The 26,147-nt window shown below is 60.4% G+C and carries 20 protein-coding genes; 12 read left to right on the top strand and 8 right to left on the bottom strand.

Annotated features, from left to right (window positions below; all coding sequences use genetic code 11):
- Positions 1-357: 357 nt before the first annotated feature.
- Entirely contained in the window at positions 358-537 is a 180-nt protein-coding gene (locus LB557_RS05440; protein WP_140619086.1) for a hypothetical protein, read from the bottom strand.
- A 519-nt stretch (positions 538-1,056) separates the two neighbouring features.
- Positions 1,057-2,154, bottom strand: coding sequence for a mandelate racemase/muconate lactonizing enzyme family protein (locus LB557_RS05435; RefSeq protein ID WP_140619085.1), 1,098 nt, complete (start codon positions 2,152-2,154; stop codon positions 1,057-1,059).
- A gap of 170 nt (positions 2,155-2,324) precedes the next feature.
- Between LB557_RS05435 and LB557_RS05430 the strand changes: the two genes are divergently transcribed.
- The 6 genes from LB557_RS05430 to LB557_RS05405 all read left to right on the top strand — a co-directional run bounded on the left by LB557_RS05430 (position 2,325) and on the right by LB557_RS05405 (position 9,352).
- Positions 2,325-3,074, top strand: coding sequence for an FCD domain-containing protein (locus LB557_RS05430; protein ID WP_224641807.1), 750 nt, complete (start codon positions 2,325-2,327; stop codon positions 3,072-3,074).
- Positions 3,071-4,690, top strand: a complete 1,620-nt coding sequence (locus LB557_RS05425) for a GMC family oxidoreductase (protein ID WP_224641808.1) — start codon at positions 3,071-3,073, stop codon at positions 4,688-4,690. Before LB557_RS05430 ends, LB557_RS05425 begins: the two co-directional genes overlap by 4 nt.
- A gap of 99 nt (positions 4,691-4,789) precedes the next feature.
- Entirely contained in the window at positions 4,790-5,770 is a 981-nt protein-coding gene (locus LB557_RS05420) for an ABC transporter substrate-binding protein (RefSeq protein ID WP_140619081.1), read from the top strand.
- Between the two features lie 54 nt (positions 5,771-5,824).
- On the top strand, positions 5,825-7,369 hold the full coding sequence (locus LB557_RS05415; RefSeq protein WP_224643668.1) for a sugar ABC transporter ATP-binding protein: 1,545 nt from the start codon (positions 5,825-5,827) through the stop codon (positions 7,367-7,369).
- An 11-nt stretch (positions 7,370-7,380) separates the two neighbouring features.
- The gene (locus tag LB557_RS05410) at positions 7,381-8,376 is read left to right on the top strand and encodes an ABC transporter permease (RefSeq protein WP_411970530.1); all 996 of its coding nucleotides are present in this window, start codon (positions 7,381-7,383) and stop codon (positions 8,374-8,376) included.
- A 4-nt stretch (positions 8,377-8,380) separates the two neighbouring features.
- Positions 8,381-9,352 (top strand): ABC transporter permease, encoded by a 972-nt coding sequence (locus tag LB557_RS05405; protein ID WP_140619075.1) that lies wholly within the window; start codon positions 8,381-8,383, stop codon positions 9,350-9,352.
- Between the two features lie 211 nt (positions 9,353-9,563).
- Here the strand turns inward: LB557_RS05405 and LB557_RS05400 are convergent, their stop codons facing one another.
- From LB557_RS05400 to LB557_RS05380, 5 genes are all read right to left on the bottom strand, one after another.
- A complete protein-coding gene (locus LB557_RS05400) occupies positions 9,564-10,448 on the bottom strand; it encodes a sugar ABC transporter substrate-binding protein (RefSeq protein WP_224643670.1) in 885 nt (294 codons plus the stop codon).
- Between the two features lie 327 nt (positions 10,449-10,775).
- Positions 10,776-12,140 (bottom strand): sensor histidine kinase, encoded by a 1,365-nt coding sequence (locus tag LB557_RS05395; RefSeq protein ID WP_224643671.1) that lies wholly within the window; start codon positions 12,138-12,140, stop codon positions 10,776-10,778.
- 195 nt (positions 12,141-12,335) lie between these two features.
- On the bottom strand, positions 12,336-13,466 hold the full coding sequence (locus tag LB557_RS05390) for a substrate-binding protein (RefSeq protein WP_140722230.1): 1,131 nt from the start codon (positions 13,464-13,466) through the stop codon (positions 12,336-12,338).
- A gap of 85 nt (positions 13,467-13,551) precedes the next feature.
- Entirely contained in the window at positions 13,552-13,821 is a 270-nt protein-coding gene (locus LB557_RS05385; protein WP_224643672.1) for a hypothetical protein, read from the bottom strand.
- A gap of 47 nt (positions 13,822-13,868) precedes the next feature.
- Positions 13,869-15,377 carry an HD domain-containing phosphohydrolase gene (locus tag LB557_RS05380; RefSeq protein ID WP_224643673.1) on the bottom strand — a complete coding sequence of 503 codons (1,509 nt, stop codon included), beginning with the start codon at positions 15,375-15,377 and terminating at the stop codon, positions 13,869-13,871.
- A 1,717-nt stretch (positions 15,378-17,094) separates the two neighbouring features.
- Between LB557_RS05380 and LB557_RS05375 the strand changes: the two genes are divergently transcribed.
- Genes LB557_RS05375 through LB557_RS05365 form a run of 3 tightly spaced genes read left to right on the top strand, consistent with a single transcriptional unit; the run spans position 17,095 to position 20,727 of the window.
- Entirely contained in the window at positions 17,095-18,309 is a 1,215-nt protein-coding gene (locus LB557_RS05375; protein WP_140619064.1) for a glycosyltransferase family protein, read from the top strand.
- 1 nt (position 18,310) lies between these two features.
- Positions 18,311-19,555 (top strand): glycosyltransferase family 4 protein, encoded by a 1,245-nt coding sequence (locus LB557_RS05370; protein WP_224643674.1) that lies wholly within the window; start codon positions 18,311-18,313, stop codon positions 19,553-19,555.
- A complete protein-coding gene (locus LB557_RS05365; RefSeq protein WP_224643675.1) occupies positions 19,552-20,727 on the top strand; it encodes a glycosyltransferase family protein in 1,176 nt (391 codons plus the stop codon). The genes LB557_RS05370 and LB557_RS05365 overlap by 4 nt, the downstream gene beginning before the upstream one ends.
- Before the next feature lie 210 nt (positions 20,728-20,937).
- Here LB557_RS05365 and LB557_RS05360 read toward each other — a convergent pair whose 3' ends face one another.
- Positions 20,938-21,612, bottom strand: coding sequence for a class I SAM-dependent methyltransferase (locus tag LB557_RS05360; protein ID WP_411969415.1), 675 nt, complete (start codon positions 21,610-21,612; stop codon positions 20,938-20,940).
- Between the two features lie 269 nt (positions 21,613-21,881).
- On the opposite strand from LB557_RS05360, the gene LB557_RS05355 reads away from it, so the two are divergent.
- The 3 genes from LB557_RS05355 to LB557_RS05345 all read left to right on the top strand — a co-directional run bounded on the left by LB557_RS05355 (position 21,882) and on the right by LB557_RS05345 (position 26,143).
- Complete coding sequence (locus tag LB557_RS05355) at positions 21,882-24,596, top strand: ABC transporter transmembrane domain-containing protein (protein WP_224643676.1); 2,715 nt, start codon at positions 21,882-21,884, stop codon at positions 24,594-24,596.
- Positions 24,597-24,679: 83 nt separating this feature from the next.
- The gene (locus tag LB557_RS05350; RefSeq protein ID WP_140661343.1) at positions 24,680-25,129 is read left to right on the top strand and encodes a cyclic nucleotide-binding domain-containing protein; all 450 of its coding nucleotides are present in this window, start codon (positions 24,680-24,682) and stop codon (positions 25,127-25,129) included.
- A 159-nt stretch (positions 25,130-25,288) separates the two neighbouring features.
- Positions 25,289-26,143, top strand: a complete 855-nt coding sequence (locus LB557_RS05345) for an MBL fold metallo-hydrolase (RefSeq protein ID WP_224643677.1) — start codon at positions 25,289-25,291, stop codon at positions 26,141-26,143.
- The last annotated feature ends 4 nt before the right edge of the window (positions 26,144-26,147 follow it).

Raw genomic sequence — 26,147 nt, 5'->3', positions numbered from 1 at the left:
TGGGCCGGATTGAAATTAACGACCGCTTCGAGGCCAAGGTGTGCGGTCTTTCAGGTCGTGGACAAGTCAAACCACCCCGGCAAAGGCGCGAACGGATTAATGAGAGGGGGTCGATCACCGCTCCTCGTCTTCTTCCTGCGCACAGCTGTTCCAATCGAACGTTGCCCATTTCATGCATGTCGGTCGTGCACCGAACCGCCGCGATCACAGGCTTGCGCGCAGTGTGTGCCACCGTCGCCCGGCTCCCTGTCGAACGAACAGCCATTTCCGACTTCGATCTGGTCGCCAGGATTGGTCTTGAAAGCTTGCTCGATGGCGAGGTGCGAACCTAGCCACCCGAAGCGATTCGGTCGGCATCTATAGCGTTTCTTGCAATATGCGAATGTCGGCCTCGATCTTGATAACCACGCTCTTCAAGTAGCCGCGCTCTTGAAGAGCGAAACCATAATGCTTGTCGTCTTCCGGGATTGCTTCCAGGCGAAGGATCGCGGCGATTATGTCATCCCGCACCACGACTAGGCTCTTGATCGGGTCCATGTCACCCCCAATGCTTTGCTTGAGCATATCGGAGTTTTGACCGGATCGCGACGTCGAGATTTTGCCGCCTAAGTTTCGAGGCGTGACATTGACAAGCTGGTTTTGCGATCGCCGACTTCGCTGGTGGCCTGCTTTGCGGTCGCGCTCCTCGCCACGAGGCGCCCGTTGTCCGTCTCCGAGCCACCTTTCGGAACAGGAGCTCTGGGCGAACCCGGAGACGGTCCTTCTCGTCGGTGAAACTGGAGAATACCTCTTTCCGCCCCCTCTTTGAAAAGCGCCCTTGCGTGATGTGATTTGGCGAAGGCGAGCAGCTGGCCAGACGTACCTGATGAATCGGTAAGCCGAAGGTGGCCGGCGCCGGGTGGGAGCTGGGTGGCGTGGTTGGCGCCGGCCGAGCGGAATCAGGTCCGCCGCCAAAGCAATATCGCCCATATCGAGGCCCCCGGCTATTACGTGAACGCGCAAGGCCACGCTATCGCCAACTGGGATGCTAGGGTGGAGCGTTCACCTGCATGCCAGCTAAGCGGCGCTGGCTGCCGACAATTTTTGCCAGTCGAATAGCACACCGACGCCCGCCTCGTCGGGTGCCACTGCTAGCCCGCCATGAAGCACCAAGGGCCTGGTTGTATAGGAGTCGATGTCGAAACTGTGCGCTTCGACCCACCCGGCATTCTCCTGGCCAGCGACGAGGCTGACGTGAAGTTCCTGCATGCCGTGGCTGCACACCGGCACCCCGGCCTTGCGTGAACGGTGAGCGACCCGCAGCCAGCCGGTGACGCCACCGCAATTCGAGGCATCCGGTTGGATATAGGACAGCCTCGACCACGCAAAGGCGTGCTCGAACTCCTCAATCACGTGCAGATTCTCTCCCATCGCGAGCGGCATGCCAGTTGCCTGCGCGATGGTCGCGTAACCTTCATAGTCGTCGGGAATGATAGGCTCCTCGAACCATAATATGTCATAGGGCGCGAAAGCCTTTGCCGCTTCGATCGCGCGCGGAACATCCAACGCGTAGTTCGCATCCACCATCAACGGCGTATCAGGTCCGATACGCTCCCGGACGGCTCTCACGCGGGCCACATCTTCGGCAAGGTTGTCCTTACCTACCTTGATCTTCACTGCCGTGAAGCCTGCCTGGAGATAAGATTCGATGTTGGAAAGGAGCTGATCAAGGGTGAGATTCAGGTCGATGCCGCCGCGATACACCTTCGCAGTTCGGCCTGCTCCGCCTGCCATCTTCCAGAGCGGAAGGCCCGTCCGCAGGCCCTTGAGATCCCATAAAGCTATATCGACCGCCGAAATTGCAAAGGAAGCGATGCCGCCGCGCCCGACATAGTGAATATGCCACAACATGCCGTCGTAGACGGCATCTATGTCAGCGGCGTCGCGCCCAAGCAAAAAGGGCGTCAGATCACGCTCGATGAGGGCGCGGATGGCATGGCCGCCCTTGCCGCCCGTGTAAGTATAGCCGGTACCCTCGCTGCCATCGGTAAGCCTGACAGTCACGGTCACCAGTTCGAAATGGGTGTGGGCGCCATGCTTGGCATCGCTCATCTCTTCGCGCAGTGGCACACGGAACAGCCGTGTCTCGACGCCCTGGATTGCCGTGCTGCTCACATCGGAGTCCTCTTGTGCGTGTGAATTTGGTACGACCATAATTGCATCAGAAATGGCCTAACTGCAACGTTAAAGCCGGGCAGCCGCCATTTTGGTCCGACGAAATATCGTAGCTGCTTGTGCTTTGGTCCGATTTGCGCCTTAATGGAGGTGCGACATGGAGATCAGGCTTGCTGCAGACGGAACAGCATCGGGGAGCGCCGGCGATGGTCGGATCTGCTCGCGCGGCCGACATCATGGTAGCGGGCATCGAGCGCGACATCATTTCCGGAAAGCTTGATGATGGCAGCTATCTGCCGGCTGAGCGGGAACTCATGGCGCTATACGGCGTGGGACGTGGCGTGGTGCGCGAAGCAATCGCCCGGCTGGCAAGCCGGGGGCTAGTCGAAGCGCGCCCCCGCTTTCGCCCGGTGGCCCGTCGTCCGGGGCTCGATACAGCCCTTGGCGCGCTGGAAGGCATGGTCGGCCACTTGTTGGTCGATAAGGCCGGCGTGAAAACCCTGTACGACATGCGCGTCTTCCTGGAAGCGGCCTTGGCTCGCAGTGCCGCGATCAGCGCCCGCAAGGACGATGTCGCAGCGCTCAGGGCGGCACTTGCGGTGAACGAGGCCGCGATACCGGACTCCGAGAACTTCTATGCCACCGATGTGGCGTTTCACGCGGTGCTTTACGACATCGCGCGCAACCCGGTGTTGCCCGCCGTGCATAAGGCGTTTACCGCCTGGCTCTCCCCGCATTGGCTGCGCATGCCGAGATCGCCTGAGCGCAATCGGGTGAATTTCCTCAGCCATCGTGACATCTGTGCCGCGATCATCGAGCGTGACCCCGATGGTGCCGAGCGGGCCCTGCTCAACCATCTTGCCTCGGCATGGGAATATGTCCGCGGAACCTTTGAAACACCTGACGGACAGGAAGGATGACGAGGTCCTACGATCATATTGTCGTGGGCGGCGGAGCGTCGGGCTGCGTTGTAGCGGCCAGACTGGTGAGAGCGGGCCGGCGGGTTCTCTTGCTGGAGGCTGGGCATTCGCACCGCCATCCGCTGCTCGACATGCCGCCCGGCATTTTTAAGATGATCAACGGCTCAAAATTCATGAGCTATCATCGCACCGAACCTCAGGCGCACCTCGACGGCCGCGTCCACGAAATCTCGCAAGGCAACGTGCTGGGTGGCGGTACTTCGGTCAACGCCCAGGTCTACATGCGCGGCCGGCCCGCAGATTATGACGAATGGGATGAATTGCTGCGTGGCAACAATGCCGGTATCCGCTGGAACTGGCAGGCCGTGCTGCCGCATTTCACCGGCATGGAAGGTAACAACCGCCTTGGCGGCGAGTTGCACGGAACCACCGGCCCCCTGCTTGTCTCCGACCCCGGTTATATTGACGATGTTTCGCGCTGGTTCGTGCAGGCGCTGCAAGGGCTGGGACTGCCCTACAACCATGATTTCAACGGAGCTTCGCAGCGCGGCGTAGGCTTCTACCAGTTCACGAACCGCGGTGGAAAACGCAGCAGTGCCGCCTATGCGTTCATCGAGCCTCTATTGCGTGATCCCAGGCTCACCCTGAGACTGAATTGTGCGGTCAGCCGCGTGATGATCGAAAACGAGCGCGCCAGAGGAGTCGCCTATGTGGATTCCTCTGGCACAGAACACACCGCCTATGCCGACGGCGACGTCATCATCTCATCAGGCGCGCTGATTTCGCCGAAACTTCTCATGCTGTCGGGCGTCGGCCCCGCCGATGCGCTTGCGCAGCATGGCATCGCCTGTACAGCCGACTTGCCAGGGGTCGGCGAGAACCTGATCGACCATCCTGAGGTGCCGATCATCGCCACCACCAACGGATCCTATGGCTACTTCAAGCAGGGCCAAGGCTGGCGAATGGTCAGAAACGGTCTGCAGTTCAAGCTTTTCGGCACCGGCACGATCCTGTCTGCTGGGGTCGAGGCGGGAGCTTTCGTCAATCCTGCCGATCCCGAAGGCGAGCCGACGATCCAAGCATTTTGCGTGCCGCACGTGTACCTGGACCGCGACATCCTCACTTTGGTCGCCAATACCTATGGGCTGACCGTAACGACGGTGGTTGTGAAGCCAAAGTCGCGCGGCTTTGTGAAGCTTCGTTCGGCCAATCCAAAGGACATGCCGGTCGTTTCTCCTCATTTGCTCGCACACCCAGAGGACATGAAGGAGATGATCTCGGGCCAGCGCTATTTCCTCAAGGCATTCCGCACGAAACCGCTGGCTGATCGCGTGAAGGCCATAGCCGTGCCGGCAGGCAATGAAGACAGTGACGAGGCTTTAGCGAAGCACTGCAAGCGGTTCGTCAAGACGAACTACCATCCGGCCGGGACCTGTCGGATGGGCCCCGACAGCGATCGGATGGCGGTGCTGGACGCTGCGATGCGCGTGCGCGGGATTGACAATCTGCGGGTCGCGGACATGTCGGCCTGTCCTAACATCAATGCCGGCAACACGGCCGCGCCGGCGATGATGCTGGGCGACCGCTGCGCCGACTTCATCCTGGAGGCGGTATAGCGGCCAAGGAAATCCAAAGGCAAAGCGGGCAGCCGCCAATGCAAGGATGGTGAGGAACATTCACAGTCGTCAAAAACGACAAATCAAGGAGGAAAGAGCATGATCATTACCCGTCGGAAATTGTTAATAGGCTCCGCCGTTGGCGCCGCGGCACTCACACTAGGATCGCGGGCCTTCGCGGCGCTTCCGCCACTTGCCAAAAAGGACAAGTACAAGGTCGGCTTCGCGCAGACGGAAAGCAACAATCCCTGGCGGCTGGCCGAGACCAAGAGCATGCACGACGAGGCCGCGAAGCTCGGCCATCAGTTGGTCTACACCGACGCAGCCGGGTCGTCTGCAAAGCAGGCCGCCGACGTAAACTCGATGATCGCACAAGGCGTCGACGCTATCTTCTTGCCTCCGCGCGAGGACAAACCGCTGGTGCCGGTCGTCCTAGCCGCCCGCGATGCCGGCATCCCGGTCTTCCTGATCGATCGGGACGTCGACCATACGATGGCAAAGCCCGGCGAGGACTATGTCTGCTTCATCGGTTCCGATTTCATCGAGGAGGCAACCCGCATCGGCGAATGGCTGGTCAAGAACGCCAACGGTAAATCGAAGATCATCGAACTCGAAGGCACGACTGGCGCGTCGGCAGCGACCGACCGAAAGAAGGGCTTCGACGATTTCATCGCGAAGCACTCGGAATTCAAGATTTTGGCGTCCCAGTCGGGCGACTTCGCCCGCGACAAGGGCCGCCAGGTGGCCGAGACGCTGCTCCAGGCGCATCCCGACGCCGACATTATTTATGCCCACAACGACGAGATGGCCCTGGGGGCCATTGCCGCCTTGGAAGCTGCCGGCAAGGCCCCGGGCAAGGACGTCCTGATCTTGTCGATCGACGGGGAAAAAGAAGGCGTGCAGGCGATCATCGACGGTAAAATCGGCGCTATTTGCGCATGCAGCCCACTGTTTGGGCCGAAGGCGTTCGCCACCATGGCCGACTACGCCGCCGGCAAGAAAATCCCGCCCTTCATCAAGAACGAAGATCACTTCTTTGACGCCACCAACGCCAAGAAGGATTTCGACATCGCGTTTTGATTGCACTTTCATGGCCTGCCCACATCCGCGGGCGGGCCATTCGGAGCTTGGCCCATGACCGCTCAGCCGGTTGAATCCGCTCGGTTGCTTTTGGATATGCGCGAAATCCAGAAGAAATTTGCCGGCATCCCGGCGCTGACCGAGGCCACGCTTCAGGTCCGTGCGGGTGAAGTCCACGCCCTCATCGGCCAGAACGGGGCGGGGAAATCCACCCTGATCAAGGTGCTTACGGGCTACCATCGCAAGGACGCCGGCGTGGCCCTTTTCCAGGGCCGTCCATTCGAGGCCGGCTCGCCGCACGAGGCGCAGCTCAGTGGCATCAGCACCATCTACCAGGAGGTCAATCTCGTCCCGCTGCGCTCGGTGGCCGAGAATATTTGCCTCGGTCGTGAGAAACGCCGCTACGGCCTCTTGGACTGGTCTGCCATGAACGCGGATGCGGAACGCCTGCTTAGCCGGTTCTCGATCCTCATTGACGTTCGCCGTCCGCTCGGCGATTTCAACACCGCCACCCAGCAGATGGTGGCGATCGCCCGAGCAATCGGCTTTTCGGCCCGGCTCGTCATTATGGACGAGCCGACCTCTTCCCTTGACGAGCGTGAGGTTGCGGTTCTGTTCAACGTGATCCGGCAGTTGAAGGCCGAGGGCGTCTCCGTCATTTTCGTCAGCCACAAGCTCGACGAGCTCTTCGAGGTTTGCGATCGGGTTACGATCATGCGCGATGGCCGGACGGTGCGAAGCGCTGAGATGGAGGACATCAGCAAGCTCGAGCTGGTGGCGGCGATGCTCGGCCGCGATGTCTCCGTGGTCGAGGGTCACGCAACAGCCTTCGGCGAGCGCGATCGCTCCAAGCTAGGCGATGTGTTGTTTTCCGCGCGCGGCCTTGCCGCCGGACAGTCGGTACGCCGTGTAAGCTTCGACGTACGTCGTGGCGAAATTGCAGGCTTTGCGGGCCTGCTTGGCGCCGGCCGCACCGAAACAGCGCGGCTTGTGTTTGGGGCCGACCCCCTCAGCGCCGGTGACATGACGATAGAGAACTCGCCTTACCGCCCTGCCGGCCCGGCCGATGCCGTCGCCGCGGGCATGGGCTTCTGCACCGAGGACCGCAAGGCCGAGGGCATCGTGCCGGAAATGACGGTGGCGGAGAATGTCACACTTGCGCTGCTGCCGAAGATCAGCCGCAACGGTGTCCTGAACGAGACGCGGCAGCGTGAAATCGTCGAGCGGTTCATCCGCGAACTTGGCATCAAATGTTCCGGCCCGAACCAGAGGGTTCGCGAACTCTCCGGCGGAAATCAGCAGAAGGTCCTGCTTGCCCGCTGGTTGGCGATGAATCCGAAGCTGCTTATCCTTGACGAGCCGACGCGCGGCATCGACGTCGGTGCAAAGGGCGAGATCCAGCGTCTCATCCGACGGCTCGCCGATGAGGGATTGGGAGTTTTGATGATCTCCTCTGAACTGGAAGAAGTGATCGAGGGCGCGGACCGCATTTTCGTCTTGCGCGAAGGTATCAGCGTGGCCGAGCTAGAAGGCGATGCCGCCAACGAAAAGGACGTCATCGCAGCCATGGCGCATGGCGGTTCACCGGCGGAGGTGTAAGCGTGACCGAGCTGACGAGACCCTCAACGGCTAGCGACACCGGGACGCGCGGCTTCGATCTGTTCGGCTTTCTGGCACGCTACGGAATGGTGATCGTGCTGGCGCTGCTAATGGCCTTCAATCTTGCCTACACCCAGAACTTCGCGACGATGCAGACGCTCAACGTTAATCTCACGCAGGTCTGTACAATCGTCATCGTTGCGGTCGGAATGACGCTGGTGATCGCAACCGGCGGCATCGACCTCTCGGTCGGCTCGCTGATGTCCATTTCCGGCGCGCTGGCTCCGATGATCTTCATGGGCAAGATCTTTCCGATTGATAATATCTACGTAGCAGTGACGCTGGCTATGAGCGCGTCGATCCTTGTCGCCAGCTTGTTTGGTCTCTTCAACGGCTGGTTGGTCGCCCGCTTTCGCATCCAGCCTATAGTGGCAACGCTGGTGCTGTTCATCGCCGGGCGAGGGATCGCGCAAGTTATGACCAATGGCAACTTGCAGACATTTCGCGTGCCACAATTCCAATGGATTGGGCTTGCCCGCCCCTTCAATATACCTGCTCAGGTCATCATCATGATGATGCTTGTTGCGGGCGCGGCTTGGATCCTGAAACGCACCGTGTTCGGACGTAGTATCCTTGCGGTCGGCGGCAACGAAAAGGCTTCTGAACTCGCGGGCATTGACGTCCCCAAAATCAAGCTGTCCGTCTATGCCATTAGCGGGAGTTGCGCCGGGCTGGCCGGACTCATCGTCATCGCCATCAACTCCTCAAGTGACGCAAATCTTGTCGGGTCGGGCATGGAACTGGATGCCATCGCCGCGGTCGCCGTCGGCGGAACGTTGCTCAGCGGCGGCAAGGCAACCATTATCGGTACCCTGCTCGGCGCGCTCACCATCCAGCTCGTTCGATATACCCTGCTTGCCAACGGGGTGCCCGACGCTGCGGCGCTTGTGGTGAAGGCGATCATCATCGCACTTGCTGTTTGGCTACAGCAGCAGCATCGGACATAAGGCCGTGAACCGCGCCCATCTTGTCCGCATCATCGGCACCTACGGTGTGCTGGTTGCCCTTGCGGGGCTCGTTCTGTTCGGATTCCTGCGCTACGATCGTTTCCTGGGCTTCTTCAACGTCATGAGCGTCATGCGCTATAACTCGATGTTCGCGCTCGTCGCCCTTGGGATGTGCTTCGTCATCATGACCGGCGGCATCGACCTGTCCGTTGGCTCCGTAGCCGCCTTGGGCAGTGTCGCCTCCGCATTGGCAAGTCCTTTTGGGATGCTCCCAGGGCTCGCGGCCGGCGTGGGCGTCGGGCTTGCCGCGGGCCTGATCAATGCCTTCCTCATAACCCGCGGCAAGCTGATGCCATTTATTGCAACCCTCGCCACGATGCTGGCAGCCAGCGGCTCGGCGCTGCTGCTTGCCGGCAATCAAACCGTCTCGGTATCTTACGCCTCAGGGTTCACCAGGATTGGTCAAGGAAATTTCTGGGTGTTTCCTGTCCCGGCGGTGATTGCGGTAACCGCCTATGTGATCGGCTCCGTCTGCTTGAACTATACCAGCGCAGGACGCACGGTGCTGGCAATTGGCGGTGGCGAGGACGCCTCACGCTTGATGGGACTGCGCACTGACCGGGTCAAGTTTCTCGTCTATGCCGCGAGCGGCGGCCTCGCGGGGTTGGCCGGCGTCATCCTTGCCTCGCAATTTGGCGCCGGCCAACCGATCGAGGGCGTCGGCTGGGAACTCTTCGCTATCGCGGCGGTGGTCGTGGGCGGGACGCTGCTCACCGGCGGCTCGGGCTCGGTGTTGACCACGCTTGCTGGCGTCCTCCTGCTGGGCATCCTTTTCAACATCCTGAACTTTGAGAACGGTATGGGCTGGATTTCGCTCTCAGCGTACTGGCAATCCGTAATCCGTGGACTATTCCTGCTTGTCGTCGTCCTTCTTCAAGCGAGGCTGGCGGGAAAGCGTGTTCGGGCGCCGTCGTGACAAGTTCCGCCATCGTGGATCCTCGTGTGGTTGCTAACTTACCCCTCGACCCTCTGAACGCGAGTTGGGGAGCCCGCCCCCCGGACAGGAATTGCCTGTGGGGCCTCACGGCCGTGATCGCGGCTGTGCCTTGTACCCATAACTGGCTTTTGAGCTACCCATCTCTGCTGCGGGTTCCATCGTGCGACACGCCGACCCTCAAGCCAAGAGATCACTTCAGCTCTGACGACCAAGGAAAATTCACATACTCGTTGCGGCTGTCGTAGCAGATATTTCCATACATCTTCAGGTAGTGATCACGGCGTGCTGGATCGGCGTAAACTGAGGCTGGATCCAGCAAGTCGGCATTGTACCACTCAAGGTTGGCGCGTGTCAGTGCAATGGGAAGGATATCCATAGCCTGCGGGATGCTTTTGCCGTCGAGCCAATCGGCCGCAAACTGCCCCATGGCATACCCGAAAACCGGTGATGACAAGGCGATGCTCGCCTTGTAGGGGCTGTCCGCTTTTCTGATTTCAGAAACCGCCTCTGGCTCGCCATCAATTCCGCCGAGAAATTGATCCGGCCTGTCTTTGCCGGCAGCGCGCAATGCTTCCAGCGCGCCCAGCACGACGGCATCGCCGCCAAGCACCACGTCGACATCGGGGTTGGCGACAAGGATCGTTTGCATCGTGGCGAACCCTCCTTCCTTGTTGACCGGCTTCGGTGCGATGTCGGCTACGATTGTCACGCCGGGAATGGCATTCAGGCCATCTCGCATTGCCGTGAACCGAGGGGCCAGGAACTCCATGGTGTCATGGGTCAGCAGAACGACCTTGGCCTTCCCGCCGAGCTTGGCCTTGATGTGCTCGATCGCTGCGTCAGCTAGCACCTTGCCTGTACGATATTGCGGAGCATTGAGCAGCAACGTCGCGGGTGGAGGCACGATCGTGCCGACTAACGCTCCCGACCAGATCGCCTGCTGAAGCGAGGGGCCGAAAGCCACCGGATCCGAAGACGTGCCCACGATGGCGCCAACCCTCGCCGCGACGAGAGAGTGAACCTGGTCTATGGCCTTGCCGACGTCATTTTCAGCCAGAACTCTTCGATACCCCAAGCCGCGATTTACTGCCGCCAGGGATGGCCGTGATCAACCCCCTGCAAAAAGTCCCGGTCGTTTTCCTGTACATAGGCCAAAACCTTGCTCAGGCCGACCGGGGCACTGCATGAGGGTGCATTTGGGTCGAAGACGGGAAACACCGCCCGCCTAGTGATGCCTGGGGCACCTTCCTGGGCGCGCGCCGAAGCAAGCCCGGCCATAGAGGAAATGAGTAGCAGAGCTATCGCTTGGCCGAGCAGCCGGGCAGTCCTCCTCTTTAGACCAAACACCGTTTCTCCTCTCGTCAACGCGCATTCGCTTGACGGTAACTTTCTACTGAGTGGCTCAGCTGTCTACAAAACCGCGGTAGCACGCCGTGGTTTTGTCGAAAACACCAAATGAGCCGCGGTCCCGGGTTGGAGATTGCGATACTCTATCTTGCCGCCAAGGCTGACACCCATGGCATTGATGATCCTGCTGCCCACCCCTGTACCTTTCGGGCAGGCCCTCGGCCCTCCCGATGCCGGCGTCCTCGACCAGCAGCTCCGCTTGTTCGCCCGGCAGTGCTGTGAGCCGTACCTGAATGTCTCCCGCCCCATCGGGGTAGGCATACTTGAACGCGTTTGTAACGAGTTCAGTGACCACCACCCCAAGGTTGATGCAGGCATCTGTCTCGAGTTTGATCGGATCTACCTCGTAGGAGAGCCTTACGCCATGTCCCTGGCTTCGAAGCGACGTTCGCAGGTGATCGAGCAGCCCAGCAAGGTATTCGTCGAGGGCAACCGAGCGGACATCGGAAGAACTGTAGAGCCTCCTGTGCACCAGCGAGATCGCGAAGATGCGGTCCTGGGTTTCGGCCAGTGCATCTTTTGACGCATTATCCCCGACTGCTTTTGACTGGAGAGTTACAAGCGACGAGAGCAGTGCCAGACTGTTCGCGACCCTGTGATTGACTTCCGATAGAAGCACCTCGGCCCGGTCGCGGGCCCTTGCCAGATCTTCAGTTCGGGTGCTGACACGTAGTTCCAAGTCGCTGTTGAGTGCATTGACCTCGTCGCGTGTCTTGCGAAGTTCTCTGGTGTAACGAGCGGCTGCATAGGCAGCCCCGGCAACGACGACGACGATGACAAGCCCGCCGACTGCAGAAACAAGCCGCAGCCATCCGCTGTTGGCACGCTGCTCGGCGACACCGGATGTAAGTCGGTCATCCGCCCGCCCGATAACACCCGAGAAGTACACATTGGCTTCGTCCGTCAGAGCCTTACCTCTGTTCGTTCGGAACAACGCTGAGATCTCTGCATCACGCTGGTCGCGCTTGAGTGCTATCGTCTGATCGAACTCTCCGAACTTGGCGGCAACGATTGCGGTGAGCCGGTGCAGCGTCGATTGGGAGTCGGGATAGGAAGTCAGCAACGTCTGCAGCGCTTCGAGGTGGCGCTGCGCTTGGGCTTTGGCTGTTTGATATGGTCCCAAATAGATTTCGTTGCCGGTGATCACGAAACCGCGTTCGGACGCCTCAGCCGTCTGCATTGCATTTCTCAATTCAACCGCCGCGACCCGGGTGTTTCGCGCTGCGATCGCATCATCGAAGTAGGATTGCGCTCTCTGGCCAAGCCAGAAATTTGTGACCACGATAGCCATGAGCGCAGCAAACCCTATGAGCAGGGAGGCGGACGTTAATCGGACAAGGTTACGGCTGGGAACTGACATCAGCACGTTCCTGCCCGATTTCGGGTCCGTGCGCCATCATGTAGTAACGGCCAATGAGGCGCTCGAGGAGCAAGCGATATCTCCCTCACCACTCGGTGCGCCGCCTGTTCCGGGAGCCCGACAAAAGGATGACGAGGGCAGCATTACCGAGCCACCCTCGCCGATTGGAAGAACAGTAATCGACGTCTGCGCAGTTCACCTCAAGCTCAGTTGCAATTCTTCCGTCAGCACGCGCTCGTTCGGATCGATCGGGCCCAGCTTCCTGACGACCCGGAATCGACCGCGCTCCGCCTGCGCAATGTACATGTTCATGCGAACATGGTGCTGACCGGGAACCATTTCGGCCGGTCCACCTGGTCCCTCGCTGATCCGAGCATGATTGAGCGCCGCGATGACGGCGCCCTGCTCGAGGGTGCCGGATTCCTTCACTGCTGCTTCCCACATCTTGATCGCCCGGTAATGGCCGGTGCAGCCGCTGCCTGCAGTCAACATGGCGCTGCCGGGGAAACGCGCTGTGTAGCGGTTCAAAAGCGCGCGGCCATATGGATCGTCGAGTTCCTGATAGTAGTCGAGGCAGCTGTAGAGGCCCTCGATCTGCTCGGACGGGACGAGGTTGAGAAAGTTCTCGTCAAAATAGGTACAGACGATCCTGCCGCCGCGCTTGCCGAATCCAGCTTTATGCAACTCATCTAGGAACGGCGTCAGCCCCGGCGGAACAATGGTGTTGAACACGACATCGGCACCGCTGACCATGATCTGCTGCACCGTCCGTCGGAAATCGACGGTATCGAGCGGGAAATACTCCTCGCCGACGATCTCGCCGCCATTGGCGCGCACGACCCGGCTTGCCGCCTTATTTAGAATGTGGGGCCAGATATAATCGGCCGACGGCAAATAGAACCTCTTTGCCCCGGTGCTCTTCATCAGCCATGGAATCAGCGGTTCCACCTGCTGCGCCGGCACCGGGCCCGTGCAGAAGATCAAGGGATCGTTTTCTTGTCCCTCATACTGCTCGGTGTAGATGTAGAGCGTTTTGCCCCGGGTGACCGCCTCGCTCTTGATGGCGAGGCGGGTCGAGCTGTAGATGCCGCCAACGACCAAGTCGACCTTGTCGACATCCACAAGTTTGGCGGCGCTTGCCTTGGCCGCGCTGTCGGTGGTCTCGCCATCCTCTATGATGAGCTTCACCGGCCGGCCGAGGAGGCCGCCTTTGGCGTTGATGTCGTCGACAAGCATGGTGGTGAGATTGGCATTGGCGATGCCCATGATGGACAAGGGGCCGGTGAGTTCGGCGATGAGGCCGATCTTAATAGGATTCTGGTTCATCTAATCTCTCCGATATTGTAGGGTTCATCTCCGGGTCTTCGTCGGGCGCGCCGCCGTGCATGGCCGACGGCGCGTAGCGCGAAGGTCAGGCCTCGTAATGGCCCAGCAGCAGTGCCGCCTGCGGCTTGCCGACATGGCCGGCTTCCTGCAGGATCGCGGGAACCTCCGGATCCGACACGAAATTCTTCCAACCCTCGGCGTCCTCGAAGATGGCCCAGATGCGGTCGGCCTCGCTTGGGTCGCGGAACACGGTTGCGCCGTTCGAGCCGTGCAGTCGGCGCTTGTCGGCGCCCTTGGTGGAAAAGATGTGGATGAAGCGGTCGACGTCCGCCACCTTCGTCGTTGCAAGAAGCATTGAATTTCCTCCTGTCGGTCGCGGCCACCATTGGTCCGTCGACAGGATTAGGATGCGCGCGCCGCAGGGGGCGCACATGGGGTGTATTCCCTATGGCTGCGTTTCGCCTGGCCTGACCAGCCCGTGCTCGACCGCGTAGAGCGCCGCGGCCGCAGGGTAGCCACGCCGATCTTGGAATAGACGCTCTGGATATGGTGATCCGCGGTCTTGGGTGAGATAAGCAGCTTGCGCGCGGCCTCCTTCGCGGTCAGGCCGGCGGCGATCAGACGCAGCACCTCGATCTCGCGCGGCGTCATGCCGGCCAGCGAGCGCGGGGCCGGGCGTCGCGACGGCTGTCCGGCGAAGGACAGTACAGCCTCGGCGGCGTCGGGGCAGATACAGCCCTCTCGAACAGAGGTACGCAGCTGCGCCGCCGCCGCCTCGCTGGACAACGCCTTGCGGTGTGGGCGCTCCTCCCGCGAAGTTTGGTACGCTTCGGCGGCGGCCAGGGTCCTCGCCGCCGGAGAGAGGTCGGAGCCGCCAACTTTGCGGTGATAGCCCGAGCCGTCCAGGCGCTCGTGATGGCGAAGCACGAGCCCAGCAATAGCATCGCCCTGAGGACCGAACGAGGCCAGCGCCCGCTCGCCGTAATAGGCGTGCAACTGTGCGGCGTCCCGCTCGCGGACGGATAGCGGCCCGTTCCGCATCCAGGTTGCCACCGGCACCACCAGTTCGCCGATGTCATGGATGCATCCAGACCAGCGCAGTGCGCGGACATCGGGCTCGGGCAGCCCGAGGCGTCGTGCTCCACCCTCGGCCAGTTCCGCCACCATCCGCGAATGACCTTGTGTGAACGGCATGCGCATGTCGATCATGTCGGCAACGGCAAGGAAAGCCTCGTCGCAAGCCGCCTCGTCCAGCGTCACCGGCGGGTCGGGCTCCAGCGCCAGGATCGTCTCGCGGTCGACCGTCGCGCCGATGCCCTCCATCAGCACGGCGGCGTTGGCGGCGACGAGCCGGGCCAGCTCCGCCTCGTAGGCACCATCGCCACGACTGGCGATGGTCTCGGCCATCGCGTCGATGCCGGCCGCGTCGCTGAGCGCAATAGCATCCTGCGCCAAAGTAATCAGGCGCACGGCGGGCAAGACGTCTTCGCCGCTCAGCCCACGCGGTAGGCCCTTGCCATCCCAGCGTTCGTAGATTTGTCCAAGATTGCGCCGGATCTCGTCGGACAGGCCGAGGCGCACGCCGATCCGCTGCGCAACCTCGCAATGGGCGGTGAGTACCGGGCGGGCCACGGCGAGAGCCTGCGACATCGCGGCCTCGATCGCCTTGGCCTGCGCATCGGGGTCGAGATCATAGTAAAGCCGCTTGAAGGCCTGTACGAAGACCCTGCCTAGTTCCGCGCGGTTGCCCATGTCGAGACCGACGAGATCCTGGCGCAACGCAATTTCATCGCCGAAGGTGGCCGACAGAAGGTCCGTGTCGGCATTGCAGCCGACATAGCGCAGCATCGACTGGTGATACGCATTGCGCCGGATCTGCTCCGAAAGGCCGGCAAGCTCGGCGATCCGCATCGCAAGCACGCAGGATTTCAGGGCGAAGTCGCGGGAATGGCCTGTCGCGAGGTCCGATGCATAAGCGAGGACCATCATGAAGTCCGCTCGGCGTATCGAGACTTCTGGCATCGCATACCCCAATCCGCAGATATGCTATCCTAGCGCGCCCCTAACACCAAGGGCAGAAGTCTGAGCCGGATGTGCATGCTGGAGAGGGCGGGGCAGCGACCGTTTGGAGCCCGTCCGCGGCGGTCTGGGTCGTCGTTATCGGGTCAGTGAAATTTGACTTCGAATGTTCCACCCATTGGGTATTTTCATGCGTAACGCCACGGAGGTCTTGACGGACTCGCCGGCAGGTCTAATTTGCGCATTCTCATGTGCCTAGCCCGTCCTTCCCTGTGGCTTGGGTGCATCAACGGCGGTGATTCGGGAAAATCACCGCCGTTTGTATTGGAACCCAAAGAAAACAGGGTTAGCAACCCCTCTCGCCGGTCATGCTGTGCAGCGATTGGTCGGTGTAGAGCGTCGATTTACGGTTGGCATTGCGCAGCAGGATACCGCGCACAACGGCCTTGGTGGCGTGCTGGACGCGAACACGCGGGCTTTGCTACCACGCTCGACCAGACCGACAACGGCGCCCTTCGGCGTCATCTTGCGCTTCAAGCGGGCTGGCCGTTGCGCTGTGGTGAAAGGTAATCGCGGTCCCCGCGCCCCGATGTGGGTTTCGTTCTACGATCTTGCCTTCGCCGTCAAGCGGGCCACGGCTTAACCTTTTCCGACATCGGGTCGCGAATGCCGTGTATAGATGACGCCGAGTAGCTGGGGCGCGGACACGGCTTTCTTGGGAGAGGCATTGAGGTGCCAACCCAGCATCCATTTGTGCGGGCCGATCTCGCTCAAACACCGTTCCGACCCTGATAGGGAATGGCAGGCCATTCGTTGCACTTGTAGACGCCGGGGCGAGCAGATTTGGGGTCAAGCTTGGTGAGGCGCTCCGGTGGCATTGGCGCATCTGGGAAAAACGGACATTGTGGCCAATGAACGGCCACCAAATGGTCGCGAGCCATCTCGGCGGCATGGTCAATTGGGTTGGTCTTGGTGGAACATTGCGAGATAAATGGGGGCCTTGGCGATCGACAAGCACAGGTCTTGCACACCCCACCTGCGGACGGTGTGTTGCCAGCGATGGCATCCACTCGATTCTTGCTGAAATTCCGGCTAGCTTGGGCGGCAGATGACTCAGTTCTGGTCGGTGAATCACAATCAGACCGCCCCTCAAGAGGTTGATGGGCAGCACCTTTGGTCCCCCCAGACCAAGGGCAATGGCGCACGAAGTGAGTTCCACAACAGATTTCGGCCGTGCGACGCCTGGCGACCAATCAATCGGCTATACGGGCAGGATTGCGGAATTCGCCTTCACCGTTCCGATCCAATCGAGTTTGGAGACACCGAAACTTATTGGAATCAAGAGGGATGATTTCTGCCGATCTTTTGGATACCACGCCCCCTTCGATCCCTCCTCAAACTTCAACAGGGAGTCTCGGCCCGCTCCCGCAAGGCGACATTCCCTACCCGGCAAGTTTCGAAGTCAGACAATCGGGAGGCCTGTCTGACAGGCGTTCCACAGAAGCGATACATTTGAGAATGGCGACCTCATTTTTCACAGCCACGATGGTTTCGAAGCGGCGCGTCGCTCACGGTCCCTCAAGTCGAGAATTCTAAGAGACTTTCAACAATGACCCAGCACACAGAAAACGCTCGAATTCTCATGTACAGCCACGACACGTTCGGGCTTGGCCACTTGCAGCGCTGCCGGACCATCGCGCATTCGCTGGTGGAGGATTTCCGCGGACTTCAGGTGCTTATCATTTCGGGTGCGACTATCGCTGGCGCCTTCGACTACAGAGCCCGTGTCGACTTCGTGAAGATCCCCAGCGTCATCAAGTTGCGCAACGGCGAATACACCTCGCTGGAAAAGGATATTGATCTGCATGAGACGCTGAGGATGCGCCAGTCGATCATCCGCCACACAGCTGAGACCTTCCGGCCGGATATCTTCATTGTCGACAAGGAACCGCTCGGCCTGCGCGGTGAGATTGAGGATACTCTGTCCTACCTCAAGACGCGTGGCACCACGCTGGTGCTTGGCCTGCGCGAGGTGATGGATGCGCCGCACCTGCTCGAGGCAGAGTGGGCGCGCAGGGATGTGATGCGCAAGATTGGCCTGTTCTACGACAAGGTCTGGGTCTACGGGCCGCCGGATTTCTACGATCCGCTGACCGGCCTGGATGTGCCGCCGGCTGTCAGGGCAAAGATGAGTTTCGTCGGTTTCCTGCAACGAAGCTTGCAGCGGAACGAGTTGCCCGGCCACCGGCCCGAGGGCGATTATATCCTGGTCACCACCGGCGGCGGCGGCGACGGTGCCGAATTGATTCACGACGTCATCGATGTCTATCAGCAGGATCCGCAACTGCAGCACAGGGCGCTGATCGTGCTTGGGCCTTACATGCCGGCCCGCAAGCGCAACAAGCTGCTCAAAAAGGGGGCCAAGATCCCCTACATCAAGATGATCGAGTTCGACAACCGCATGGAAGACCTGATTGCCGGCGCCAAGGCGGTGGTGGCTATGGGTGGTTACAACACCTATTGCGAGATATTGTCTTTCGACAAGCCGGCGCTAATCGTGCCGCGCATCGAGCCACGTCAGGAACAACTAATTCGCGCTCGGCGCGCAGCCGAACTCGGCCTCATCGAGCTGCTTTTGCCGCACGAAGCCAAGGACTCCCAGCGATTCGCCGATGCACTCGTGGCGCTGCCGGATCGGCCCCGCCCCTCACAGAGTAATCCGCATCTGACGCTAGAAGGGCTGCCTCACATTTCCGAGATTGTCGCGGAATTGCTCGACCGGCGGGCCGGCCATCACCTTTCGGTCGTTGAAGGAACCAACTGACTTGCAACGTCGCAAGATCGTCGTGGTCCTGAAGGGCTATCCGCGGCTGTCGGAAACTTTTATCGCACAGGAACTGCTCGGTCTGGAACGCGCGGGGTTCGATTTGATACTCGTCGCACTCAGGCGGCCCACCGACGCAAAACGGCACCCCGTCCATGACGAGATCAAAGCGCCGGTCCACTACCTGCCGGAATATCTGCATGATGAGCCGCTACGCGTGCTTCGCTCGCTTTGTGCCTATTTGCCGCGGCCGAGCTTCTGGCGCGCGCTCGGTTCGCTGGTAGCCGATATCTCCCGCGACTTTACGCGCAATCGCGCACGCCGCTTCGGGCAAGCGCTCGTGCTGGCGGCCGAATGGCCGGAAGAAGCGGGATGGTTGCATGCGCATTTCGTGCACACGCCGGCATCGGTGACGCGCTACGCCAGCCAGCTTCGTAGCCTGCCCTGGAGCTGCTCAGCCCATGCCAAGGACATCTGGACTTCGGCGGACTGGGATTTGGCTGGCAAACTTTCCTCGGCCCGCTGGACAGTCACCTGCACGAAAACCGGCTTCGATCGTCTGAAAAAACTCGCCAAAGGCAACTCGTCTGTGCATCTGAGCTATCATGGGCTCGACCTTGATCGCTTCGGAAGTTTTGGCGACGCGCGACAACAGTATGACGGCTCGGAGCGCGGCGGAGCGGTTGTCGTTCTGAGTGTCGGACGGGCCGTCGAGAAGAAAGGTTACGATACCTTGCTGGAGGCCCTTGCCCTCTTGCCTGGCGATTTGGCCTGGCGTTTCGAGCATATCGGCGACGGCGAAGAACTGGAACGGCTCAAGGCGCTGGCGCAAAAACTCGGCCTGGATGATCGCGTCGCCTGGAAAGGGGCGCTTGCGCAGGAGCAGGTGCTTGAGCACTACCGCTGCGCCGACATCTTCGCCCTGGCCTGCAGGATCACCACGAATGGGGACCGGGACGGCTTGCCAAATGTTCTTGTCGAGGCAGCTAGCCAGCGGCTCGCATGCGTGTCCACCGATGTTTCTGGTGTGCCGGAGCTTATATCGCCCGATGAAACCGGGCTGCTGGTACCGACAAACAGCCCAATCGCCCTGGCACAGGCGCTGGAGCGCCTGATCCGGGATCCCGTCCTGCGCGCCCGCCTAGGCGACGCCGCAGAGCGGCACGTGCGCGGCAATTTCGATCATACGGCGAGCATTGGACAACTCAAGGAATTGTTCGAGCGCGAGTGGCGGGCCATCGATTGAAGCAGCTCCGTGCCTTCCTCTATGTCCAGCACCTGCTCGGTATCGGACATCTCGCTCGCACCAGCCGCGTCGCGGCGGCTCTGGTCGATGACGGGTTTGACGTAACGATCGTGACCGGCGGAGCGCCGGTCGCAGGGTTTCCGGGACCGGGGGTAAAATCTGTAACCCTGCCACCTGTCACCTCCGGTGATGAAACATTTTCCGGACTTGTCGATCTGCAGGGCATACCCGTCGACGATGATTTCAAGAATCGCCGTTCAGAGATGCTGCTCCAAGCATTCCGGGATTGCAGGCCTGATGTCGTGATTGTCGAGGCGTTTCCATTTGGACGCCGGCAGATGCGATTCGAACTCTTGCCGCTGATCGAGGCGATCAACGCGACGTCGCCCAAACCGCTGCTGGCGACGTCCATCCGTGACATCCTTCAGGAGCGCGTGAAGCCGGGCCGAAATGAGGAAACGGTTGATCTCGTCAATACGCACTTCGACCTTGTTATGGTCCACGGCGACCCGGCTTTTGCAACCGTCGACAAGACATTTCCACTGGCCGGGGCGATCAAGGCCGAGGTCACCTACACGGGGCTCGTTGCCGCGCCGCCCTCGCCCCCGGCCTCCGAGCGCTTCGACGTTCTGGTGTCAGTTGGCGGCGGAGCTGCCGGAAGCAGCCTTGTAAGCTCCACCATCGCAGCGGCGCGGAATGCCAAGAACGGTTGGAAATGGTGTTTGATCACCGGCCCAAACCTGCCGAAAGACCAGTTTGACGCGATCGCACACGACGTCACGCCGGGCCTGTCCATCTTCCGGTTCCGCGAGGATTTCGCGAGCCTGCTGACAGCTGCCCGCCTGTCCGTCTCGCAGGCGGGTTACAACACGGTCTGCGATGTCCTGCGCGCGGGTTGTCGCTCCCTGCTCGTCCCATTTGCAGCCGGCGGTGAAACAGAACAAACGGTTCGCGCCCTGCTGCTTGAAGAACTCGGTCTTGCGACGGTTGTTATGGAAAGGGACCTAACGCCTGAAGGTTTGGCGAAAGCGATCGAAGCTGCGCTTGTGGCACCTGGACCATCCGCGCATCGCCTCAATCTGGACGGCGCCCGTCACTCGGCGCAAATCCTGCGCGACCGGCATCGAACATGGTCCCTAAACAGAGGGGCTGATTTCAAGAAAAGCTCATGATCTACAGACGATGGATCCTAACGCGGTTCATCGTTTCGCGGAAACCTCTGAACCGCTCTACCTCCTTGTTCTGCCGCAAGTCCGAACGGCGAGCCGTTCACATGTTCCTGGAATTTGCTCTAACGCGTGTCGCTTCTGGTGAGCTTCGTGCAAGGCGCTTCAAGGACGTGTATTAATGCCCCAAACCGCTACGCAATTTTGGGCGAAAAGCTAGACAGTTCCAATCAGCATGAAGCGCGTATAATTTTTGGTCGGCAGCTCGCCGGAGAAGCGCACCTCCCGCAGTGCCGCCATTGCTTCGAAGGCTGCCAGCGAAGCCACGCAGTTGACGTGCGTCGGCTCGCTGAAATAATCATTCGATTGCAGCAGAACATTCGTGCCCTGCGGAAGCAGCGCAAGCCAGGCGCGCAGATCGGCTATGTGTTCGCAGCTCGTATTGACGGTCAGGTCGGGACGCCCGGCCGCATAGTCGAGTGCGTACATATCTGCCGTCATGGCCCGGAACCGGTCGCCGGCGTCCCGGTTTAGCGTCAGGGCGACGGGCGCGACTTCGGGATCGATGTCAATGCTGTCGACCGCCGCAATGTCGAAGCGGACATCGTTGAAAAGCATCGCCGACAACACGCCATACCAACCACCCAGAACCCATATGCGCCCGAAGCGCCCGCCGCAGCTGTCGAACAGCCGATCGAGCGCCCACATCTTGCAGGCGACCTGTTTGTGGTTGAACGCGTTGCCCATATCGGCGTTCGGATGCTGGGCGATGACGCGCGCCAGCCCTGCCACGAGAGGTCGGTCGACATAGGCCCCAATTCCGCGCGTGAGGTCCAAGGCTTGCTCGCGCCAGTCCATGCCGGCATTGCGTGGTTGCGTGACATCCATCATATTCGTCTTGTATGGTGGGATTTCGGGCGACACAACGCAATCTTGCCCCCCGCAAGGCCGTTTTGATCCGCGGATTTGATTATGCTGTTAGCCGCTTCGCCATTGCCCGGTGCCGGAGAGAGCCGGCTGCATCTGTCGGGACCATCGGCGTCGTTCGTGCACTGCATCTTCGAGCTTGTCATTGGCGACGCAGAAATTGCCGATACGCCATGCGCCGGTAGCCGCTTCTTCGTCCCGCATCCTTCCAACTAAAGGGTCCACGGTCGCATATGGAACCCAGCCTAGCCCGCTATATCTGGACCCACACGAAAAAGCAGCAGCTTTGGATATTGATGATCGTCGTGCTTTCGATGGTCCCTTATTTCATGTCCTTCGACCTGCCGAAGCTGATCGTCAACGGCCCGATTCAAGGTAAAGGCTTCGACCAAGTGGGCGCGACCCAGCCATTCATGAGGCTGCATTATAGCCTGCCGTTCATTGGCGAGGTCCTGTTCTTCTCCGGTTTTCAGCTCGGCCGCAAGGCGACGCTGTTTGCCCTGAGCCTTGTGTTCCTCCTGCTGGTCGTCATCAACGGCCTATTTAAACTCTACATCAACACCTACAAGGGCCGTCTGGGCGAACGCATGCTGCGGCGTATCCGTTTCGATCTGGTCGATCGTGTGCTGCGGTTTCCGCCGATTTATTTCAAGCGGGTGAAATCGGCCGAAGTGGCGACCATGGTGAAGGACGAGGTGGAGCCGCTGGGCGGCTTTATCGGCGACGCCTTTCTGCAGCCGGTACTGCTCGGCGGTCAGGCGCTGACCGCCATGCTCTTCATCATGGTCCAGAACGTCTGGCTCGGACTGATAGCGGTCGTGATCGTGACGATCCAGATCGTGCTCATCCCGCGAATGCGGCGGCGGCTGCTCGTGCTCGGGCGCCAACGGCAATTGACGGCGCGTGCACTTTCGGGCCGGGTTGGCGAAATTGTCGACGGTATCGGCGCGGTTCACGTCCACGATACATCAAACTACGAGCGCGCCGACATAGCTGCCCGGCTCGGGCTCATATTCAAGATCCGCTTCGATCTTTACCAATGGAAATTCATGGTAAAGTTCCTCAACAATTTTCTCGCGCAGCTCACGCCCTTTCTGTTCTACATGATCGGCGGTTACCTAGCCATTGAGGGTCGGCTGGACGTCGGCCAGCTCGTGGCCGTGATCGGCGCCTACAAGGACCTGCCCGGACCGATGAAGGAACTGATCGACTGGGATCAGGATCGGCAGGATGTCCAGGTCAAATATCAGCAGGTGGTTGAACAGTTCACTGTGGAGGGTCTCATTGCGCCTACAATCGGGGCGTTGGCGATCGACGATCCCGATCCGATGACCGCCCCCCTGTCGGCAATCGGTCTGTCCATAGCAGACGATGGCGGTGCGATCCTTCTCAACCGTGTCTCCCTCCAGGTCAAGCCGGGTGAGACGGTGGCGCTGGTCAGCACTGCAACAGGCGGAGCCGAAGCGCTTGCAGAAGCCTTTGCGCGGCTGAACTGGCCCGACAGCGGAAGGATCGTTTCGGGCACCGACGACCTGCTTGAACTCCCCGAAGCGGTGACCGGACGGCGCATGTCGTATGCCTCGTCGGATGTTTTCCTGTTCCAGGCAAGCCTCCGCGATAACTTGCTCTACGGGTTGAAACATGCGCCGCTGACACCGGTGACTTACGACGGTGCAGCGGCAGACCAACACCGCTGGAACATCGAAGAGGCGCGCCGGTCTGGCAATCCGGATCTTGATATCCGTAGCGACTGGATCAACTATGCTTCCGCCGGCGCCACCGGCCCGCACGACCTCTTTGAAGCCGTGCGCCGGGTGCTCGACGCGGTTGTTCTGTCGCGCGACATTCTGGACCTTGGCTTGCGCTCTTCGGCCGACCTCAAGCGTCACACGGAACTTGCCAAGCGCATCGTCGAACTGCGTGCGGCGTTGCGAACCCGGCTTGAACAGGAAGGGCTGAGCGGACTGGTGGTTCCTTTCGAACCGGGCGCCTACAACAAGGAAGCGACAATCGGCCAGAACCTGCTCTTCGGCGCTGCGGCCGGCCCTGAACTGGCGGATAGGGCGCTGGCTGCCAACCCCTATTTTGCTTCTGTGCTCAATGAAGCCGGTCTCGACCGCACGCTCTACGAAATGGGCATGGAGATCGCCGAACAGGCGATCGAGCTGTTTGCCGACCTGCCAGCCGATCACCAGTTTTTCCAGCAGCTCGCCTTCATGAGCGCCGAGGAGATACCGGCCTACGAAACCTTGCTGCAACGGCTCAAGAACCGTCCCTACGAGGCGGTTTCGGAGACCGACCGCGCCATGATCGTTAGCTTGAGCTTTGCCTATATCGAGCCCCGGCACCGCTTCGGCCTTTTGAGCGATGAGCTGATGAGCAAGATCGTCACTGCCCGCAACCGGTTCTATGAAAACCTGCCGACCGAGCTGCATGACGCGATCGAACGGTACGATCCGGGCAAATACATTGCCGCCGCTACTGTCATGGATAATGTGCTGTTCGGGCGTCTGGGCAACAATCACCCCGACGCGCCGGACCGCATACGCTCCATCCTCTATGACCTTCTTGACGAGCTGGGGCTTTATGGCGAGCTTCTCAATGTCGGCCTGGATTTCAACGTCGGCGCCGGCGGCAGGCGGCTGACCGGTGGACAGCGACAGAAGCTCGACGTTGCCCGAGCGCTGCTCAAGCGTCCCGATTTTCTCATTCTCAACCGGCCGCTGTCGGCGCTCGATCAACGCATGCAAGATAAGGTGTTGCGGAACGTTCTCGAGGAAGCCAGACGCGACGACCATTCGCCGGCAATTGTCTGGGTGGTGACGAATCCGTCCATGGCGATGATGTTCGATCGCGTCATCGTGTTCGACTCGGGTGAATTGGTGGAAGACGGAACACACGAGACACTTTTGGCAGGCGACGGCGTCTTCAAGGAACTGGTGTCGTAGAGCGACGTCCCGGATACGGAACCAATTCCATCTGGGCGCGCGTTGCTCTAATCTGGCAAACGCGAATTTTGAGGTTTGCGACAATGCTGCTCAAGGATGAAGTTGGAATGCTGCAACGCGTTCCCTTGTTTTCTGGCATTGAGTTGACAAAGCTCAAACTGCTTGCGTTCACCTCCGATCGCGTGAGCTACGGCGCGGGCCAGATCCTTTTCCGGCAGGGCGACGAGGGAGATGCCGCCTATGTCATCCTTTCAGGCAAGGCAGATATTCTGGTCGATTCCGACAGAGGGCCGTTAAAAGTAGCCGAAATGGCGCCAAATTCGATTGTTGGCGAGATCGCCATACTGTGCAACAGCTCGCGCACAGCCACCGTCAGAGCGGCAAGTCAGCTGGAAGCCTTGAGAATCCGCAAGGATCATTTCCTGAGACTCATGAAGGAGTCCCCGGAAATGACCATCGAGATATTGCGGGTTCTTGCCGATCGCCTAAGCCACACCACCGCCGATCTGATCGATGCACGAAGTGCCAAATAGCCAATGAGATGCGGTCGACGCTCCCCGTCATTATAGCGCAAGCCTTTGGCTGAGAAGGTCACTGGAGGACATCGGCATACGGAAAACGGTTCACACTTTTCCTGGTGCTAGCGGCAGTTGTTTGGCTACGATGAGCGACGGGACTGCGAAGGGGCTACCATGGACGACGACGTTTTCCTGGTCAGGTTTTGGGGAGTGCGCGGCAGCATCCCGGTATCGGGGCCAGAATTCTCTCGCTATGGCGGCAACACAAGCTGCATTGAAATGCGCTGTGGTAAGCATACGCTTCTGTTCGACGCGGGCTCTGGCCTGCGGCCTGCCGGCGGGGCGCTTCGGACGTTGGGCGTGACCGATTTCGACCTACTTTTCACGCATTGCCACTACGATCACATTATCGGGCTGCCATTCTTTGCGCCGATCTACGACCGGAGCGTCACGGTTACGCTTTGGTCCGGGCACCTTGCCGGGCGCATGACGACCCGGCAGATGGTCGATGCATTCATCCGGCCGCCTTGGTTTCCGGTGAAGCTGGAGGCCTGCAAGGCAAGCCTCGACTGCCGCGACTTCGTGCCCGGAGACGTGCTTCGGCCCCGCGAAGGGGTGGTGGTCCGGACGGGCAGTCTTGTTCACCCAGGCGGCTGCATCGGCTACCGGGTCGAATGGGGTGGCCGTGTGGTGTCGGTGATCACCGACACTGAGCACGAGCCCGACAAACTCGATCCCGCAGTGCTCGGCCTGATCCAAGATGCCGACCTCGTCATCTACGATTGCACCTACACCGATGAGGAAATGGAACGCCGCCGCGGTAACGGGCACTCGACATGGCAACAGGGGATCAAACTCTGTGGCGCCGCCGGTGCGCGAGGGCTTGCGCTGTTTCATCACGATGCGACACGCACCGACGAGGAACTGGATGAGATCGAGAAACTGGCCAAAGACAGGTTTACCGGCGCATTTGCGGCGCGGGATGGGCAGACCCTCGAATTTCCAGTCTCCTTGCCCAAAAAGCGGTGAGCGA

The sequence above is a fragment of the Mesorhizobium sp. BR115XR7A genome, from assembly GCF_020165315.1.
Lineage (GTDB): Bacteria > Pseudomonadota > Alphaproteobacteria > Rhizobiales > Rhizobiaceae > Mesorhizobium > Mesorhizobium australicum.
This window is presented reverse-complemented; position numbering and strand designations above follow the sequence as displayed.